Annotated in this window: 15 protein-coding genes and 3 pseudogenes; 12 read left to right on the top strand and 6 right to left on the bottom strand. The window is 71.1% G+C overall.

Features of this window, described 5'->3' with window-relative positions:
* A pseudogene (locus AB0H12_RS44210) lies at positions 1 to 189 on the bottom strand (endo-1,4-beta-xylanase); the annotation flags it as partial.
* A 454-nt stretch (positions 190 to 643) separates the two neighbouring features.
* Positions 644 to 2,410 carry an ABC transporter ATP-binding protein gene (locus AB0H12_RS44215; protein WP_499632510.1) on the bottom strand — a complete coding sequence of 589 codons (1,767 nt, stop codon included), beginning with the start codon at positions 2,408 to 2,410 and terminating at the stop codon, positions 644 to 646.
* A gap of 220 nt (positions 2,411 to 2,630) precedes the next feature.
* Between AB0H12_RS44215 and AB0H12_RS44220 the strand changes: the two genes are divergently transcribed.
* From AB0H12_RS44220 to AB0H12_RS44235, 4 genes are all read left to right on the top strand, one after another.
* Positions 2,631 to 3,020: an SRPBCC family protein gene (locus tag AB0H12_RS44220; protein WP_499632513.1), complete on the top strand. Its 390-nt coding sequence runs from the start codon at positions 2,631 to 2,633 to the stop codon at positions 3,018 to 3,020.
* Positions 3,021 to 3,042: 22 nt separating this feature from the next.
* Positions 3,043 to 3,480: a hypothetical protein gene (locus AB0H12_RS44225; RefSeq protein WP_499632516.1), complete on the top strand. Its 438-nt coding sequence runs from the start codon at positions 3,043 to 3,045 to the stop codon at positions 3,478 to 3,480.
* Positions 3,477 to 4,778, top strand: coding sequence for a sensor histidine kinase (locus AB0H12_RS44230; protein WP_499632518.1), 1,302 nt, complete (start codon positions 3,477 to 3,479; stop codon positions 4,776 to 4,778). Before AB0H12_RS44225 ends, AB0H12_RS44230 begins: the two co-directional genes overlap by 4 nt.
* Before the next feature lie 165 nt (positions 4,779 to 4,943).
* Complete coding sequence (locus tag AB0H12_RS44235) at positions 4,944 to 5,573, top strand: hypothetical protein (RefSeq protein WP_499632521.1); 630 nt, start codon at positions 4,944 to 4,946, stop codon at positions 5,571 to 5,573.
* Positions 5,574 to 5,632: 59 nt separating this feature from the next.
* Here AB0H12_RS44235 and AB0H12_RS44240 read toward each other — a convergent pair whose 3' ends face one another.
* The gene (locus AB0H12_RS44240; RefSeq protein WP_499632524.1) at positions 5,633 to 6,493 is read right to left on the bottom strand and encodes a helix-turn-helix transcriptional regulator; all 861 of its coding nucleotides are present in this window, start codon (positions 6,491 to 6,493) and stop codon (positions 5,633 to 5,635) included.
* 116 nt (positions 6,494 to 6,609) lie between these two features.
* On the opposite strand from AB0H12_RS44240, the gene AB0H12_RS44245 reads away from it, so the two are divergent.
* On the top strand, positions 6,610 to 8,067 hold the full coding sequence (locus AB0H12_RS44245; protein ID WP_499632527.1) for an MFS transporter: 1,458 nt from the start codon (positions 6,610 to 6,612) through the stop codon (positions 8,065 to 8,067).
* A 123-nt stretch (positions 8,068 to 8,190) separates the two neighbouring features.
* Here the strand turns inward: AB0H12_RS44245 and AB0H12_RS44250 are convergent.
* Positions 8,191 to 8,505, bottom strand: a pseudogene (locus tag AB0H12_RS44250) (GMC oxidoreductase); the annotation flags it as partial.
* 244 nt (positions 8,506 to 8,749) lie between these two features.
* Between AB0H12_RS44250 and AB0H12_RS44255 the strand changes: the two are divergent.
* From AB0H12_RS44255 to AB0H12_RS44270, 4 genes and pseudogenes are all read left to right on the top strand, one after another.
* Positions 8,750 to 10,330, top strand: a complete 1,581-nt coding sequence (locus AB0H12_RS44255; RefSeq protein WP_499632530.1) for a GMC family oxidoreductase — start codon at positions 8,750 to 8,752, stop codon at positions 10,328 to 10,330.
* 216 nt (positions 10,331 to 10,546) lie between these two features.
* Positions 10,547 to 11,503, top strand: coding sequence for a cyclase family protein (locus AB0H12_RS44260; RefSeq protein ID WP_499632532.1), 957 nt, complete (start codon positions 10,547 to 10,549; stop codon positions 11,501 to 11,503).
* 142 nt (positions 11,504 to 11,645) lie between these two features.
* Positions 11,646 to 11,957, top strand: a complete 312-nt coding sequence (locus tag AB0H12_RS44265; protein ID WP_499632535.1) for a hypothetical protein — start codon at positions 11,646 to 11,648, stop codon at positions 11,955 to 11,957.
* 42 nt (positions 11,958 to 11,999) lie between these two features.
* Positions 12,000 to 12,222, top strand: a pseudogene (locus tag AB0H12_RS44270) (IS701 family transposase); the annotation flags it as partial.
* Between the two features lie 111 nt (positions 12,223 to 12,333).
* Here the strand turns inward: AB0H12_RS44270 and AB0H12_RS44275 are convergent.
* Positions 12,334 to 13,248: a hypothetical protein gene (locus AB0H12_RS44275; RefSeq protein WP_499632549.1), complete on the bottom strand. Its 915-nt coding sequence runs from the start codon at positions 13,246 to 13,248 to the stop codon at positions 12,334 to 12,336.
* Complete coding sequence (locus AB0H12_RS44280) at positions 13,248 to 13,748, bottom strand: SigE family RNA polymerase sigma factor (protein ID WP_499632538.1); 501 nt, start codon at positions 13,746 to 13,748, stop codon at positions 13,248 to 13,250. The genes AB0H12_RS44275 and AB0H12_RS44280 overlap by 1 nt, the downstream gene beginning before the upstream one ends.
* 352 nt (positions 13,749 to 14,100) lie before the next feature.
* Between AB0H12_RS44280 and AB0H12_RS44285 the strand changes: the two genes are divergently transcribed.
* From AB0H12_RS44285 to AB0H12_RS44295, 3 genes are all read left to right on the top strand, one after another.
* On the top strand, positions 14,101 to 14,532 hold the full coding sequence (locus AB0H12_RS44285; RefSeq protein WP_499632541.1) for a hypothetical protein: 432 nt from the start codon (positions 14,101 to 14,103) through the stop codon (positions 14,530 to 14,532).
* 457 nt (positions 14,533 to 14,989) lie between these two features.
* Positions 14,990 to 16,237: a GlnX family signal transduction membrane protein gene (locus AB0H12_RS44290; RefSeq protein ID WP_499632544.1), complete on the top strand. Its 1,248-nt coding sequence runs from the start codon at positions 14,990 to 14,992 to the stop codon at positions 16,235 to 16,237.
* Positions 16,234 to 17,307 carry a transporter substrate-binding domain-containing protein gene (locus AB0H12_RS44295; protein ID WP_499632547.1) on the top strand — a complete coding sequence of 358 codons (1,074 nt, stop codon included), beginning with the start codon at positions 16,234 to 16,236 and terminating at the stop codon, positions 17,305 to 17,307. The genes AB0H12_RS44290 and AB0H12_RS44295 overlap by 4 nt, the downstream gene beginning before the upstream one ends.
* Positions 17,308 to 17,397 lie beyond the last annotated feature (90 nt).

Raw genomic sequence — 17,397 nt, forward strand, 5'->3', positions numbered from 1 at the left:
CGTCACCATGTCGAACTCGCGGTTGAGGATCCCGACGTAGGTCGAGTCGCCCAGCTTGTTGGCGGCCACCGCGGTGCCGAAGTACCGCCCGCTCTGCTGGGCCGCCGCCGCGAGCGTGGAGGCGGCACCGCTGGCGGGCGACGCCACGAGCACCGCGGCGCCCGCGGCGGCGGCGACCAAGGTCGACACGAGTGCGACTCTTGAGACTGACTTCGCTGTCAGCGTCATGTTCGGCGCTTTCTGAGGAGCACCCGCGGTAGTGCGGGTGGGGTGGTTGGGTCGGAGCGGTCGATGGTCCGCTCGGTGCGGGTGGCAGCGTTGCGTCGTAGCCACACGCTGTTCGGGTTCGAAACGTTAAGCAGTATTAACCGAAACAGTTTGGCCGATCAAGGCCTGGTCTGAGGCCGGTTCGACGCGGTGGTTCACCTGCGTGAACATCGGCGAACCGGTTAAGTGTGATCTTGGGTCTGCGCTGGAAGTCCAGGTCAAGTGGGGTGGGTGGCGCTTCGGTCGGTGCGCGGTGAACAAGGGTGTGTTCAGCGGTTATTTCGCAATAATTCGAAACTATTCTCGCAAATTTCGGCGCTCTCGAAGGTTCCGACCGTGGTCGGGTCGTCGTTCCCCACGACCATGTCCGGCCGCGTCAGGCCGGTCGGCCCGCGTGCAGCCGGGTGTACGCGCCCCCGCGGCGCAGCAGCTCGTCGTGGGAGCCGACCTCCTGGATCGCGCCGTCCTGCATGACGACGATGCGGTCGGCGTCCTGGACGGTGGACAGGCGGTGGGCGACGACGAAGGTGGTCCGGCCGCGGACGAGCCTGGCCAACGCCTGCTGGACCAAGGCCTCGGACCGGGTGTCCAGGGCGGAGGTGGCCTCGTCGAGGATCAGCAGGCGTGGGTCGCGGAGCAGGGCCCGGGCGATCACCAGGCGCTGCCGCTGGCCACCGGAGAGGTGGGAGCCGCGGTCGGCGACCGAGGTGTCGAGCCCGTCCGGGAGGTGGTCGACGAACTCCAGGGCGTTGGCGTCGCGCAGGGCCGTCCTGACCGCTGCCTCGTCCGCGTCGGGCATGCCGAAGGCGACGTTCTCGCGGACCGTGCCGTCGAACAGGATCGGCTCCTGCGGCACCACGGAGATGAAGCGCCGGTAGGTGCGCAGGTCGAGCTCCGCCATGTCGACGCCGTCGAGGAGGATCCGGCCCGACTGGGGGCGGATGAAGCCGATGAGCAGGTTGAGCACCGTGGACTTGCCCGCCCCCGAAGGGCCGACCAGCGCGATCGTCTCACCCCGGGCGACGGAGAGGGTGAAGTCGTGCACCGCCGACCGGCCGGTCCCGTCGTAGGTGTGGCCGACGGCCTGGAAGTCCACCGCGCCGCGGACCTCGGTGACCTCGGCCTTGCCGGTGTTGTCCTCGAGGGCGGGTGTGCGCAGCACCTCGTTCGTGGAGCGGACGGACTCCAGTCCTTTGGAGATGACCGGCGCCAGGGTCATCAGGGTGGCCAGGGAGGTGGTGGAGGTGGTCAGGAAGGCGCTGAGCATGACGACGTCGCCCGCCGTGATGCCCCAGGCGCCGTGGTAGGCGACCAGCGCGGAGGCGGTCAGGAAGAGCACCGCGAGGATGTTGAGGAACACCCACGACAGCGAGGCGACCCGGCCGTTGAGCAGGTCCAGTCGCAGTCCTGAGGCCAGGACCCTCCGCAGGGTGTCGTCCATCCGCCGCAGGGCGTGACCTTCCAGGCCGTGCGCGCGGGTGACGGGGATCAGCCGGGTCATCTCGGTCACCCGGGCCGACAGGTGTTCCACGTCGTGGCGGAAGACCTCGTTGTGGTCGCGCAGGCTGGTGCGCAGGCGCATGATCACCAGGGCGGCGAGCGGCACGATCACCAGCAGCAGGGGCAGGAAGTGCGGTGCGCGGACGCCGACGATCGTCAAGCCGCCGATCAGCACGGTGATCGCGCTCATCGCGGTGTCGGTGGTCTGCTGCACCATCTGCTCGACGGTCTCGACGTCGCGGACGACCTTCGCCTGCAGCACGCCCGCGCTCGTCCGGTTGTGGTAGCCGATGGACAGCTCCTGCAACCGGGTGCACAGGGCCGACCGCAGCTCGGTGCCCGCCCGCCGCACGCTCCCGTGCAGGAGGCGGACGTAGAACAGGTGCAGCGGGTAGTTGACGACCAGGATCAGCATGATCAGGCCCGTGGCGACCCACATCCCGTCGAGCGGCAGGTGCAGCACCACGGTGTCCACGATCGTGGCCGTGACCAGGGGGAGCAGCCAGACCGGGCTGTGCTTGACGACGAAGACCGCCAGCGCGCCGCCCAGGCGTCGCCGGTGCGGCCGGAACAGGCGGCCGAGGGCGCGCAGGGAGCCTTCGACCGGGTCACGGCGTCCTCGCTGGGGGTCGGACGAGGTCACCGCGGGGTCTCCAATCAGTGGAAAGCGCTTTCCAGATTCTCGGTAAGGGTGCGAACGGTGTCAAGGCGGTCCGCGGGTCGCCAGGGTTCTCCACCCTTCGGTAAGTCACGACGAACGGTTGGCAGTGCCACTCCGTTAGTCCAGGCTCACCGATGTGACCGCTTCCGCCGGCGAGTGCCCGTGGGGCCGGGTCACGCGGTGATCGCCGCCGAACCGGCTCGTGCTGCTGTGGCAGTTCGGGGCCGACTGGGTCTGCGACCCGTCGCTGGAGACCGAGGTGGAGATCGACTTCGTCGAGGAGTCGCCGGACCGCACCCGGCTGGAGCTGCGCCACCGCCACCTCGAGCGCCACGGCGAGCGGGCCGAGGCGCTGCGCGCCGCCTTCGACGGGCTCGGCGGCTGGAGCGACACGCAGGTGTCGACAACGTCGAGTGGACTGTCCACCTCGCACAGTCGCGGGTGGACCCTTGTCGGCGCACCTCCTGTGCTCGCACGTCATCACACGATCGGGGTTCACTCGTTCGTGGTAATCCCATACGGGGATGCCCAAGGTCGGTCCGGGGCTGGACGATGGGACAGCCGCACGCTGCTCTTCGCAGTCGTGACGTGAACGGATTCGCCAGGGGGTGACCATGACGGCAGCACACGTCGTCGTTTCCATCGAGGCGGGGGCCTCGGCGCAGACCGGGGGAGGCCACGTCGCCGCGGGCTGGCTCGTCGAGCCGACCCGGGTCGTGGTGCCGGACCCGCCACCCGGCTTGCTGGACGGCAGCCTCGACGTCGAGGTCGTGCTCGCCGCGGCGGACGAGAGCCCGGTCGAGCGCATCCCGCCGGCCGAGGTGAACGCGCTGAGGGTCGCCGGCGCGGAGTTCGCCGTCCTCGACCTCGCCGCGGCGTCACGGCACGCGCCGAACGCCGTGATGCCCGAGTCGGTCGCGCTGGAGGCCGCGATCGCCGCCCACGGAGGTGACGCGCGGGCGGCGTTCGAATCCGCGGGCACCGGCCCTCCGATCCCGGGCGACAAGGCGTGCGCGAAGCACAACATCGTCAACTGCGCTCGCTGCTCATGACGTGGAGCCGCCTCGTCCCGGTGGCCGCGGACATCGGGCTTGCCCTGGCGGCGGGCGCGATGGACGTGGTGCTCTACTCGCACGTCCCGCTGCGGCCGGAAGAGCCGGACTTCTGGGTCGCCCTGGGGTACGTGGGGTTGGTGTTCGTCGTGCTCATGGTGCGGCGGCGCCACCCGATGGCGGTGTTCGTCGTGGTGCTGGCGCTGGCCGTGCTGGCCTCGCCCGTCAGCGGCTTCGACTTCCGCCCCGAGATCGTCGTGTACCTCGCCCTGTTCACCGTCGCCGAGCGGTGCCGGGTGCGGGTCGCGGGCGTGGCCCTGGGCGGCGCGCTGCTCTACGCGTTCTCCACCTCCACGCCCGACTTCGACCCCAGCGGTCTCGAAGACCTCGTCGTGGACGTCGCGGCGGCTGCCTACCTGACCTTGTTGCCGCTGTCGGTGTGGGCGACCGGCCGGTGGGTCCGGACCAGCCGGGAGCACGCGCGGGTGCTGGAGGCGAGGCGAGAGCTGGAGGCGCACCAGGCCGTCACGGAGGAGCGCGGCCGGATCGCCCGGGAACTGCACGACGTGGTGTCCCACGCGGTCACCGTGATCGTGCTCCAGGCCGCGGGCGGGCGAAGGGTGGTCGACCGCGACCCGGACCGGGCCGAGCGCGCGTTCGACACGATCCAGCGCCTGGGCGAGAACGCGATGGGGGAGCTGCGCAGGATGCTGGAGGTCCTGCGCGCCGACGGCGAGCCGGCCGAGCCGCAGCCCGGCGTCGACGACATCCCGGCCCTGCTGGACTCGTTCCGGGCGGCGGGGCTGCGCGTCGAGTCGCGCGTCGTGGGCGAACCCAGTCCGGTCGCGCCCACCGTAGACCTCGCGGTGTACCGGGTGGCGCAGGAAGCCCTGACCAACGTCACCAAGCACGCGGGCACCGGCGCGTCCGTCGAGGTGCTGCTGACCTGGGCGGCGGACCAGGTCGAGATCCAGGTCCACGACGAGGGCGGGCACGGCGCCACCCACCACGGCCCGCTGTCCACCGGTCACGGCCTGACCGGTCTGCGCGAACGGCTGGCCGCGCTCGGCGGCAGCCTGAGCACCGCCCGCACGCCCGCCGGCGGCTTCCGGCTCCGCGCCGTCCTGCCGCTCGCCGACTCCGCCGAACCGGGGGAGGACCACCCACCGCCGGCACCGCTTCGACGGGCACGGCTCGGCATCCTCCCCGCCCGGAGACGTCGTGCCCGGGGCACGAGGGCGGCCGCCGGGGTGCGAACGCGTCCGGAGGAGGAGTTCGCGCCCGGCGTCGACCCGTGAGCTCGGGCTGGTGGGGATCCCGCCGGCGGGACGGGTTTGTTGACGACGGGAAGCCACGCCGAGACGATCTGGACGCGCTTCGACTCCCATTCATCCAGCGACTGGCGCGCTTTCGCACATTCGGCTTCGGGCTTTCCCGGCGCCTCTCCCGCAGAGGAACAGTTGATGCACGAGTTCAGATCGTTCTTGGGCGCTGTGGCGACGGCTCTGGCCCTCGTCGCCGCGCCCGAGTCGAGCGCGACCGCCGCCCCGGCAACGCCCGCGGTCGACGTCCAGGTGTCGGCGGCAGCCGCCTCCGGGGGCAGCGCGGCGATCGAGATGGTGGACGTCCAGGAGTCCGTCGTCACGACGTACACCACTACAACCGCGTGGGTGCGCCAGTGCGCCTCCCTGAGCTGCGGTTACCACCCCATCCCGGCGAACTCGTTCATCATGGCGTACTGCTACACCTCGAACGTCGGCATCTTCTGGAACATGGTGCTTACCACCCACCCGACCAATCCGAACCTGCCGATCGCGGGTTTCGTGGACACGACGGCCCTGTACCAGGACAACGTCCACCAGCCGTGCGCCTCGGTCGGCACCGGTCCGAACCGCCCGGCCGCCGAGATGTGGGCGCACAGCTGCCCGTTGATGGCCTGCGGCTACGGCGTCATCCAGGCCGGGCACGACCTCGCCCTGCTGGCCGTCACGGATCAGATGTACGAGGGCGAGTACTGGGCGCTGGTGCTCGACCACGACAACGTCAACAAGGACCTCGTCGGCTTCGTGCACGAGGACGACCTCTTCTTCTAGGACGACCTCTTCCAGCGGGCGCCGGGACGTCGGACGTCCCGGCGCACAGCCCACCCGGGTCAGCAGGCCCCCGTCACGTGTCCCCTGGTCAGCGGCAGGCGCTGCTCGGTCGTCTCGTCGGCCGGGACGTAGACCTCGATCCGCATCCCGCCTGTCGACGCCACCTCCAGCTCGTTGATCGAGAACGCCATGTCGCCCGCGTCGCGGTTGGACAGCTTGCGGATGCGGGCCTCCGGCTCGGCGACCTCGTGCCGCGCCCACAGCTCCGCGAACTCGTCGCTGAGCGCGAGCAGCCGCCGGATGTCCTCCTCCCACACCGGGTCGCCCACGTGGCGGGCGTAGTCGGCGCGCAGGCGGGCCACCGTGTAGGGCACTTCCTCGTCGTAGTTGAGCAGCGTCTGCCTGGCGGTGGGCTCGGTCAGGTGGCACCACAGCATGTTGCGGTGCACGCACGGCATCGAGTGCCACTGCCGCAGCAGGTCGGCGTGGGCGTCGTTGGCCAGGATCACGTCGTACCGGGCGTTGATCAGCGTCGCGGGCAGCGGGTCCAGGCCGCGGAGCACGGCCCGGATCCCGTCGGGGATCTTCGTCGCCGTCGTGCCGATGCGCTGAGGGGTGGCCTCGGCGAGGTGATAGAGGTGCCGGCGCTCGGTCGCGTCCAGCCGGAGGGTGCGCGCGACGGCGTCGAGGACCTGCGTGCTGACGTTGATCGGCCTGCCCTGCTCCATCCAGGTGTACCAGGTGACCCCCACACCGGCGAGCATCGCGACCTCCTCGCGCCGCAGGCCCGCGGTGCGCCTGCGGGTTCCCGGCGGCAGCCCGACGTCCTCCGGGCTCAACCTCGCGCGACACGCCCTGAGGAACTGCCCGAGTTCGGCTCGGCGACGAGCCCGCACCGTCGCCGTGGTCTCGACGCTCATCGACCCCATCCTCACGCTGTGCCTCCACGGCTTCGCACAGCGTGATCCATGGTAGTGCCGGTAACAGTGTTCGCGGGCTCTACCCGCCTTCCCGCCCGAGCCGCCACAGTGGCCGCATGACAACCCGACGAGCCACTTCCTCGCCGGCACAGGAAGCCTCGGGCAAGCACCCGTGGGGGATGTTGGCGGCACTGCTGCTGGGCCAGTTCATGGCCCTGCTGGACGTCACGATCGTCAACGTCGCCATGCCCACCATCGGCGTCGACCTCGACGCGTCCGGCGCCTCCCTGCAACTGGTCGTCGGCGGCTACACCGTCGCGTACGCGACGCTGCTGATCACCGGAGCCCGGCTGGGCGACCTGCACGGCAGGCGGCGCACGTACCTGATCGGCGTCATCGGCTTCACCGTGGCGTCGCTGGTCTGCGGTGTCGCGCCGGCCACGCTCGTGTTGATCGTCGCCCGGTTCGTCCAGGGCGCCGCGGCGGCCGTCATGGTGCCGCAGATCATGAGCGTCATCCAGACGCGGTTCACCGGCCAGGCCCGGGCCAAGGCGCTCAGCGCATACGGCGCGGTGCTGTCGGTCGGCGCCGTGGCGGGCATGGTCCTCGGCGGCGTCATCGTCAACGCCGACATCGCCGACCTGACGTGGCGGCCGGCGTTCCTGGTCAACGTGCCGATCGGCATCGCCCTGGTGCTGCTGGTGCCGAAGCTGATGGAGGCCGACGCGCCGCGCGGCACCCGCGAGCTCGACCTGGTCGGCCTGGCCGTCTCGGTGCCCGCGGTGTTCCTGATCGTGCTGCCGCTGGTGCTCGGCCACGAGGCCGGTTGGCCCGCGTGGACGTTCACCTGCGTGGCGCTCGGCCTCGTGCTCGCGGTCGTGTTCGTGGTCGTGGAGAAGCGCGTCGGCGCCCGCGGCGGCGACCCGCTGCTGAACCTGGACGTGTTCAAGGCGGCCGGCACGGGCACGGGCACGTCCACCCTGCTGCTCAACCAGATCGCCTACGGCGGCTTCCTGTTCGCCTTCGCGCTGCACCTCCAGCAGGGCCTCGGCGACTCGGCGCTGTTCGCGGGTCTGGCGTTCACGCCGATGGCCGCCGCGTTCGGCCTGGTGGGCTTCTTCTGGCGTGAGCTCCCCCCGCGCATCCACCACCTCGTGCCGACCATCGGCATGGTGCTGTGCGCCCTCGGCTACACCGGTATCGCCGCGAGCGCGCAGTCCGACCCGCACGGCGCGCTGATGTGGGTCTCGTTGGTGGTGGGCGGCGGCGGCGTCGGCTTGGCGTTCAGCCCGCTCCTGGTGCTGTCGCTGGTGCACGTGCCGATGCGGGAGGCCGCGGACGCCAGTGGCCTGCTGACCACGACCATGCAGCTCGGCCAGGTGACCGGCATCGCCGTGTTCGGCAGCGTCTTCCTGACCCTGGCCGGGCGTCCGCTGACGCCCGAGTCCTCGTCCGACGCCACCACGAGCACGGCCACCTACTTGGCGGTGCTGGCCGCGGTCGCCGCCATCGTGGCCGTCTTCCTCGCCCGCACGGTGGCCCGGGCGAAGCGGGCCGCCGCCGCGGCGGCGTGACGAGGAGCGGGCCCGGTCCCGAGTGAGGAGGTCGCCGTGACCACGGCGGAACAGGGCCGAGGATGATGTCGGACGCCTTCTCCACGATCGCGATCGTCGGGCCGACGGGGTGGCGAGCACCGACGGCATGACCGACGCGTCCACGGTCCCGCTCCAGCCCATGACCTTCGGTTCGAGGTCGACGACCATGCCCGTCGCGCACGACCCGGCCACGTGGTAGGCCGTCTCGGAGCACCGGCGCGCGTGGGCGCGCAGGTCCTCGTCCGGTCGACCCGCACGACATTCGCGCGTGATCGCGGCGCTCAGACCAGGCAACCCCGAAGTAGTCCCGGCCCGACCGCCCGAGTCACGATGACGACATCGCTGCCGTGTACTGGAGGAGCAATGGTTCTGGCCGGTTCGCCCGGGCCAGGACGAGTCCGGCGACCACTGCCGCACCGGTCGCGGCCACGTCCGGCGGCGCGTCGCGGAGACTCGGGTTCCCGGGCGCTCGGCAACTCCGCGACCGCTCGTCCGCGGTGGCGATCCGGTCCACAGCGGCTCGCGTCCTGCCGGCCCAGCCCGATCGAGGGCTGATCCTCCTCCAGCACGTCCGCAGGCCGCGCACGGTCCAGGAGTCGGACGACGGATCGTGCGCGGCGTCCGGCGGCGCGCGGGCCGCCCGTTCCAGAGGGAGAACCGGATGTACGACTACGTGATCGTCGGCGGCGGGTCCGCGGGCTGCGTGCTGGCGGCACGGCTCACCGAGGACCCGGACGTCACCGTCTGCGTGGTGGAAGCCGGTCCACTCGACACCGCGGAGAACATCCACGTGCCGGCCGGTTTCGCGAAGCTGTTCCGCACGGGCGTGGACTGGGACTACGACACCCACGACGAGCCGGGCCTCAACGGGCGCCGCGTGTTCCTGCCGCAGGGCCGGGTGCTGGGCGGCACCAGCTCGATCAACTCGATGATCTACGTGCGCGGCAACCCGCTGGACTTCGACGCCTGGGGGCAGCCGGGATGGGGTTTCGACGACCTGCTCGGCTACTTCCTGCGCTCGGAGGACAACGAACGCGGCGAGTCGGCGTTCCACGGCGTGGGCGGCCCGCTGGGCGTGTCGGACAACCGCGCGCGCAACCCCATGTCCACGGCGTTCCTCGACGCCGCCGCGGCGGTCGGGTTCGCCCCCAACGACGACTTCAACGGCCCCACCCAGGAAGGGTTCGGCTACTTCCAGGTCAACCAGCGCGACGGCCGCCGGTCCAGCGCCGCGACCGCGTTCCTGCACCCGGTGCTGCACCGCCCGAACCTCACGTTGGAGGCGAACCTCCAGACCGACCGCGTGCTGGTCGAGGGCGGACGCGCCACGGGCGTGGTCGGCCACCGCGCCGGCGAGGAGATCACCGTGCGCGCCGAGCGCGAGGTCGTCCTCGCCGCCGGGGCGTACAACTCGCCGCAGCTGCTGATGCTGTCGGGCATCGGGCCGGCCGCGATGCTGGGCGCGCTGAACATCCCGGTCGTGCTCGACCAGCCGCTGGTCGGTCAGAACCTCCAGGACCACGCGCTCGTGACGCTGGTCTACACCCACCGGCACCCGATCAGCATGCTGGCGGCCGGCGCACCCGAGTCCGTCCAGCAGTTCGTCACCGAGGGTCGGGGCCCGCTCACCTCCAACGGCCCCGAGGCCGGCGGTTTCGTGCGGACGCTGAGCGGCCTGCCGGCGCCGGACGTCGAGTTCCTCACCGTGCCGGTGATGATGGTCGACAGCGGCCTGGCCGCGCCCACGGCGCACGCGATCACGCTGGGGGCGTCGCTGCTCACGCCGCTGAGCCGCGGGCACGTGTCGCTGGGCTCGGACGACCCGACGGCCAAGCCGCGGATCGTGCACAACTACTACGCCGATCGCGCCGACCTGGACACGGCCGTGCGCGCGTTGCGGATCGCGGTGGAGATCGCCGGCACGGCGTCGCTGGAGCCGTACACGGAAACGGCGTTCCGGCCTCCGGCGTCCACTTCGGAGGAGGATCTGCGCGCCTACGCGCGGGCCCGCACGCAGTCGACCTACCACCCCGTCGGCACATGCGCGATGGGGCAGGTCGTGGACGCCGAACTGCGCGTCATGGGCGTCGAGGGGTTGCGCGTGGTCGACGCCTCGGTGATGCCGACGATCATCCGCGGCAACACCAACGCCCCGGTCATCGCGATCGCCGAGAAGGCCGCCGACCTCATCAGCGGCGCCCCGGCGCTGCCGGCGCGCGGCGCGGAAGCCCTGGCAGCCTGAGGGTTCCCGGGTGCTCGGATCGGCCGGCCGGCACGCCCGTCCGGCCGATCCGCCACGCCCGCGCACCAGTCCGGGAGGCCGAGTCGTCACGGCGCCACAGGCGTGCCATACCCTTGCTCCCGACCGGTCGCCTGCCGGTCCACCGATCTGGTGCCATGCCGGTTCAGCGGGTGCCTCGGCGCGTCGGACCGCGTGACCGGAGGAGTCGATCCCGGGATGACGGCTGAGCGACCGATGCCCACTCAGGACGACGTGCTCGGGTACTTCAGCACGTTGTCGAACTGGGGACGCTGGGGCGACGACGACGAGCTCGGCACGCTGAACCACATCACCGACGACGTCCGGCTGGCGGCGGCGCGGGCCGTGCGCCACGGCAGGAGCGTGTCGTGCGCGTGGGAGGTCGCCGTGCCGGAGGAGATGGAGCGGTCGACGACGACGTGCCCGTGCGCCGCCGACATGCCGGGCGCCGAGGACATGCCGGTGCCCGGGTTCCGCAACGACCGGCGCTGGGGCTTCTCGTCCGAGCGGCTCGGCATCACGTTCCACGGCAACACCATCACCCACGTCGACTCGCCGTGCCACCTCTTCTGGGACGGCACGATGTACAACGGGCGGTCGCACTCGGTGGTCGACGCCGGGACGGGATCGGCGTGGGCGGCCGTCACCGCGGCGGCGAACGGGATCGTCACGCGCGGTGTCCTGCTGGACGTCGCGAGGGTCCGCGACGTGCCGTGGCTGGAACCGGGGCAGGGCGTGTTCCCCGAGGATCTGGAGGAGGCCGAGCGCCGCCAGGGCGTGCGGGTGCGGTCCGGTGACGCGGTGCTCCTGCGGACCGGCCACGGCCGCGCCCGGCACGAGGCCGGCGCGTCCGGCGGTGTCACGCAGGCCGGCTGGCACGCGTCCTGCCTGCCGTGGCTGCGCGAACGGGGGGTCGCGCTGATCGGCGCCGACACCCCTCAGGACGTTCAGCCGTCGGGGTACGAGGACGTGTTGATGCCGGTCCACGCCGTGGGCCTGGTCGCGATGGGCCTGTGGCTGCTCGACAACTGTGACCTGGAGGCGTGCGCGACGACGGCGGCCGAGCTCGGCCAGTGGGACTTCCAGCTCGCGGTCGCGCCGGTCCGCTTCGCCGGCACGTCCGGCAGCCCGGTCAACCCGATCGCCACGTTCTGACCTCAAGACCCGCGCCACCGGCCTTGCCGTCGACCGGGGACCCGGGGTCGAGCGGCTTTGGTGGAAGTCGACAGAAATGGGCTTCCCGCCTTGGCAGTTGTGGCATGTCGCCGCTTCGACGTGCTCCACTACGTTGGCCGGTATGGACAATGAGGTTCGTCACACCGCATCCCGTGCCCGCTTCGATCGCCAGGGGCGGCGGCTGCTCGTGCTCGGCATCGGGGTCTTGGCCGTGCTCGTCTCGGCGACCGTGCTGGCCTTGAAGGACCTGGGCGCGGTGGTGGTGCGCTTAGTGGAGCAGGGGACACCGGTCTGGGCGCTCGGCGTGTTCGTCTTCGCGGTGTTCGCGGGCATCGCCAAGATCGTGAGCTCGTTCAGCGAGCCCATGAGCCGGGTCGTGCGGATAGTCGAACTCCGCCGGGCCGCTGGAGACGATCCTGGCCGTGACGCCTGAGCCGGTCACCACTCGCAGGTGACGGGCGGCGGGGCAGGCGTCGATCCGCCGATCGACCTGAAGACGCCGGTGACGGCCGCGGGCCGGTCGGCCCGGAAGCTCGTGGTCCGGAGCCACGGCTCCGACAAGAGCCCGGCCAACCCGCCGGGCGGGTGCGGTCGCGGTTCGTGGCGTTGCGGGTGAGCCCGGCCGATCGCCGCATCCCGAAGAACCGGATGGCAGCCTCCCGGGGTGCCGGCTGCTCGCGGAATGGCCGTCCTCCGCCACCGCCAACCCCTACTCGGGGTCTGGACAGGCCGCCGTCACACCGGTCGACAACCTGTCCAGACCACAAGCAGCCGAACAAGATCCCAGCTCAACAGCACCTGGCGACGTCCTACTGGCCCGGGAACATCGTCAGTGCCCGGTCGACACCGATCGCGACCAGCTGGTCGAGGGTCAGCGGCGGCTCCGACGCGGTCGGCGCGCCACCGATCTTGCCGGAGGTGCCGATGTTCTCGGCCTGGACGAGGACCTGCGTGCCGTCCTTGCGGTGGACCAGCACCTGGTTCATCGTGACGCCGCCCCCCATGTCCGCCGTCTGCTTGACGATCTCCTCACCCCGTGGGCCGGTCTCCGTCACGCAGGAAGTCCGGATCCCGAGGCCAGGAGCGGCACATACGGGGCCCAGGCCGTCGTGCCACGTCGGCTCCATGAGGACGAAGATGTTCCCGCTCCCGTCCGCCGCGGTCGTGGTCGCCGACGCCTCGAAGGTGGCCATGGGGTCGCAGATGGACAGCTCGACACTCGGGTCCATCGCGCGCACCTGGTGGTAGTCGAGCGGCCCGTGTGGCGTGCCCGCCGGGTAGTCGCCCGCGGGGTTGGTCGACAGCTTCAGGTCAGGCCGCTGTGCCTTGACCGCGTCCGTCGTCGCCAGGGTCAGCCGCGCGGCGGCTTCGGCCGCGGGTTCCAGCCTGCCCTCGCACTGGGGCGGTGGCACCTCCTCATCCACGGTGATGACCGACGGCGTGGACACCTCCGAGTCGGCCGGCTGTTCCTGCGTGGTCGAGGACGGTGACACCGCGGAGGTGGTGCCCGGCGGCCCGCCGACCGGTGTGCCCCCACCGCCGTCGCTGGTCAGCGTGTACGCGACGGCGCCGGTCAGCACCACGACGGCCACCCCGGCGGCGACCGCCGGGTTCGCCACCCGGCGAAGCCGGACCGCGCGGCGGCCGCGGACGATGACCGCGTCCACGTCGACCGTGGACGGCGGCACCTCGCCGATCGCGTCGTCGAACAGTTGCTTGTCCATCAGTACCCCTCCCTGGTCGCCTGCGCCGCGCTGGTGCGCAACGTGTCGAGCCCCCGCGCGGTCTGGCTCTTCACGGTGCCCACCGAGCAGCCGAGGATCTCGGCGGTCTCCTCCACCGAGAGATCGAGGTAGAGGCGCAGTACGACGGCGGCCCGCCGCCTCGGGGGGAGACCGTCGAGCAGGTGGAGCAGCTGGGCCCGGTTGACCACGGCGAACTCGGCCACCGTCGGCAGCTCCGGCAGCTCCTCCACGGACTGCTCGCGCCGCCACGGCCTCCGCTTCTCGTCCAGCCAGGTGCGCAGCAGCGCCTTGCGGACGTACGCGTCGATGCCGGCCGTCCCGCCGACCCTCGGCCAGTGCCGGTACAGCTTGCTGATGGTGATCGACACGAGGTCGTCCGCCATGTGCCAGTCCCGGCACAGGAGGTACGCGGTGCGCCGCAGGGGCTCCATTCGAGCCGTCACGTACTCGCGGTACGCGTTCTCCTCGGACCGTTTCACCTGGTTGACCTCCTGTGTCGTGCCTCTACCCAATCAGGAACGCACCTCGTGCGCGGCGAGGTTGCCCGACGGAGGACATTGATCGTGAAACCTGTTCGGACCGTTTCCACCTCGCCGAGGAGGGTGGCGCCCTGCGATCGGGGATAGCGCTGTGTGATCGGATGCCGCGTATTCACCCGAACGAGATGATGCCGATGCTCCACCAGTGGTGCGACCATGAGGACGGGCGGTGAGGTGCTCATCTGGGTGGGGGAGCGATGACACCACGGCCGATGTGGGCAGAAGCCCGGGCACGACCGCAGACACAGGTGCAGCGCCGACCGCCCCCGTCGAACTGGTAACAGGGGGAACGATGACGAAGACGACGAAGGTGGCGGCTGTCCTGACGACCGCCGCCATGACCACGGCTCTGATCGCCGCCACCACCGCATCCGCATCCGCTGCCGCTCCGTGGTGGAGCGACCCGGCGACGTGCGCGAACCCACTCACGGCGGTGCAGCGCACGGTCGACAGCCGGGTGGTCCAGGTCCGCTACGGCACCTGCGGCGGCGCGCAGTACGGCTGGGGGCGGATCCTCGACTACAGCGGTCAGGAGTTCATCCGCTTCGAGGTCGACCTGAACGGGGACCGGGTCGCGGACGACTTCTCGACCTACACCGCGGGCAGCCGCAACTACACGCAGGCCTACCCCACGAGTTCGAGCCCGAACCGCGCCTTCCGGGCGTGCTACGTGGTCGACCCGAACGGCACGTGCACGGCGGGCAACTCCACCGCCTGGTGGTGACCCCGACGCCGCGACGGCGACCGCGATCGGTCGGCTGGGCGGGTGAAGCGCGACCAGAGGCGGCCCGCCGCTTCGGCCTCGTGTACGTCATTCGGAACAAGCGGATCCAGAGGGCTTACGAGGCGCCGGCGGGAGGCAGCCCCACAGCGGGGCGAACCCGCACATCCACGTCAGCTGGGCCGACCGGTACGACGGGCAGAACTCCGGTCGCGGCCCGACTTCGGCGACGACCCGGACGTGGCTCTCGGCGTACCGGCGTTCCCTGCCGCACTCGACGACGCGGCCGGGAACGCCGGGACCTCGACCGGGCGCGAGCACACCACGTATCCGGTGGTCACGGCCACAGGGGTGCAGCGCGGGGGTAGGGCCGAACGTGTGCACTTCACCGATTCCGGCGACGCCGGGCGGCACCGGGTGATTCACTCGGCCCGATCAAGGGCGGAGGTGTCGAACGAGCGTGCGCAAGGAGTTGCGCGCCTATCTCCGGCGCACCGAAGGCAAACTGACCATGATCGCCGCGTGCACGTCCGCGTCGGCGCTGCTGCTCGGGCTGATCGGCTGGTTGGTCCTGCAGGACAGGCAGGACATGCTGGACGACGCGGTGGAAAGGCGCGGCGTGCTCACGTCCGCGGCTCTCGACGTCTACCGCGCGTTCGCGGACGCCGACGCCACCTCGCTCGACGCGTTGCTGGTCGACCAGCAACGCTCGCCGCAGTTGCAGCAGAAGGTGCGCGAGAACGTCTTCGACGCACTCGACGCGTTGCGAACGGCGGCGGAGCGCGATGGTGGTGGGAGTGCGGCGGAGCGCATCCAGCGCATCACCGACCTGGTACCGCAGTACGTGCAGCTCGTGGAGAGCGGCTGGAGCGCCGGCCGCGAGGGCCACCCGGTCGCCACCTCCTACCTGAACCAGGCGAGCTTCCTGGCGCGCGGCAAGATCCTCGAAGACGCGGCGGCACTGCACAGCGAGCAGGTCAAGAACCTCACCAAGGCCCAACAGGACGCCACCGGCCAGTCCTGGCTCGTCTGGCTGCTCGGGTTCACCGTGCTGGGCGTTCTCCACTGGTCGAACAGGTTCCTCTTCCGGCGCACCAAGCGCCGCTACAACACCGGCCTCATCGTCGCCGCGGTGCTCACCGGCGTCGCGCTCCTGGTCACCTCGATCCCGCTGCTGATCTCCAGCAGCCACGCCGAGGACAGCATCCAGAACCGGGAGAAGGTCGTCGCGCCGCTCGCGGAGGCGCGCAACGTCGGCCGGTCCGCGGACGGCAACGAGGCCCGACTGCTGATCTACCCCTCGGTCGGCGACAAGGAGGCGTTGAGGAAGGACCTCGCCGACATCGCCGGGCTCATCGCGCAGGCGGCGGGATCCGCCACCGACCGCGAGCACATCGACCAGGCGGCCGACGCGACGCGGAAGTGGACCGACGCGGACTCCAGGCTGGTCACCACCGACTCGAAGCCGACCTACCCGGAGACCGTCGCGCTCGTGACGCCGCCCGAGCAGGGCAAGTCGACCGCGGAACTGGTGGACGAGCACCTCACCGCGGCGATCTCGGCCTACACCAGTGCCTCCGCCCACTCCACCGCCGAGGCGCGCGCGTGGATCAGCGGACTGGACGTCGTCTTCGCCCTGCTGATGGCGGGAGCGGCCATCGCGGCACTGGCCGGGCTCCGGCCCCGGATCGCGGAGTACTACCGATGAAGCGCTTGCTGCTGGCACTCCTGCTGCTCGCGGGCTGCGCGGCCCAGCCCGCCCAGCCCGCCGAGCGGACGGCCGAACCCGTGCTGCCCAACGGCTACCGCGACCCCGGGCAGCCGGCCTCGCTGCCGCCGGAGTGCACGACGCAGGAGGGCAGGGCGAAGTACGACCCGACGCGCACGCTCAACCCCGCAGGTGGCCTCAGCGACGGCACGAGCGTGCTCGACGGCGGGACGCTCGCGGAGATCCGCGAGAACGGCCTGGACGTCGGCGTCAGCCAGACCACCCCGCTCCTCAGCCGCCGCGACCAGGTGACGGGGGAGATGGAGGGCTTCGAGATCGACCTGATCAACCGGATCGCGACCGAGCTGTTCGGCCGTCCGCTCCAGCGCAACGACCCGATGCTGCGCCTGGTCACCATGCCCACCGGCAGCAGGCTGCTGGCGCTCGACACCGACAAGAACAACGCCACCAGGGAAGCCGACCAGGCGTTGGAGGAGGTCCCGGTCGTCGACATGGTCGTCGCCGACGTGACGATGACCTGCGACCGCGTCTACAACCACGACGTCGTCTACTCGACGCCCTACCTCACCACGAACGCGGGCCTGCTCACCCGCAGCGGCACCGAGGCGCGCGACTCGCTGGACGAGCTGCGCGGTCGGAAGGTGTGTGCCGCGTCGGCCACCACGAGCATCGTCGACCTGCTCGAGTCGCAGCGGACCACCGGCGTCGAGCCGGTGTCCACACCCGACTCCAGCGAGTGCCTCATGCTGCTGCAACGCGGTCTCGTGGACGCGGTCTACACCGACTTCCCGATCCTGCAGGGTTTGCAGATGCAGGATCCCGGCACCGAGCTGACCGACCTGCCGGGCCAGGGCGGCGGCACGGCGGGCGTCGCGATCAGCGCCAAGCACAAGGACCTGGTCCGGTTCGTCAACGGCGTGATCGCCCGGATGCGCGCGGACGGCTCGCTGCAGGCCTCGCACGAGAAGTGGTTCGGCGAGCACGTGCGGGCGCTGGGGCTCGAACAGGGCCCGGTGCTCCCGCTGCCGCCGATCACCTACATCGACTAGTGTCCTGCGCCAGGAATTCGATCAAGATATGAGGCGAGGCGGTCGAGGATCTCGTCCGCGTCCTTGGTCCAGATGAAGGGCTTGGGGTCC

This window comes from Actinosynnema sp. NPDC023794, assembly GCF_040639675.1.
GTDB lineage: Bacteria > Actinomycetota > Actinomycetes > Mycobacteriales > Pseudonocardiaceae > Actinosynnema > Actinosynnema luteola.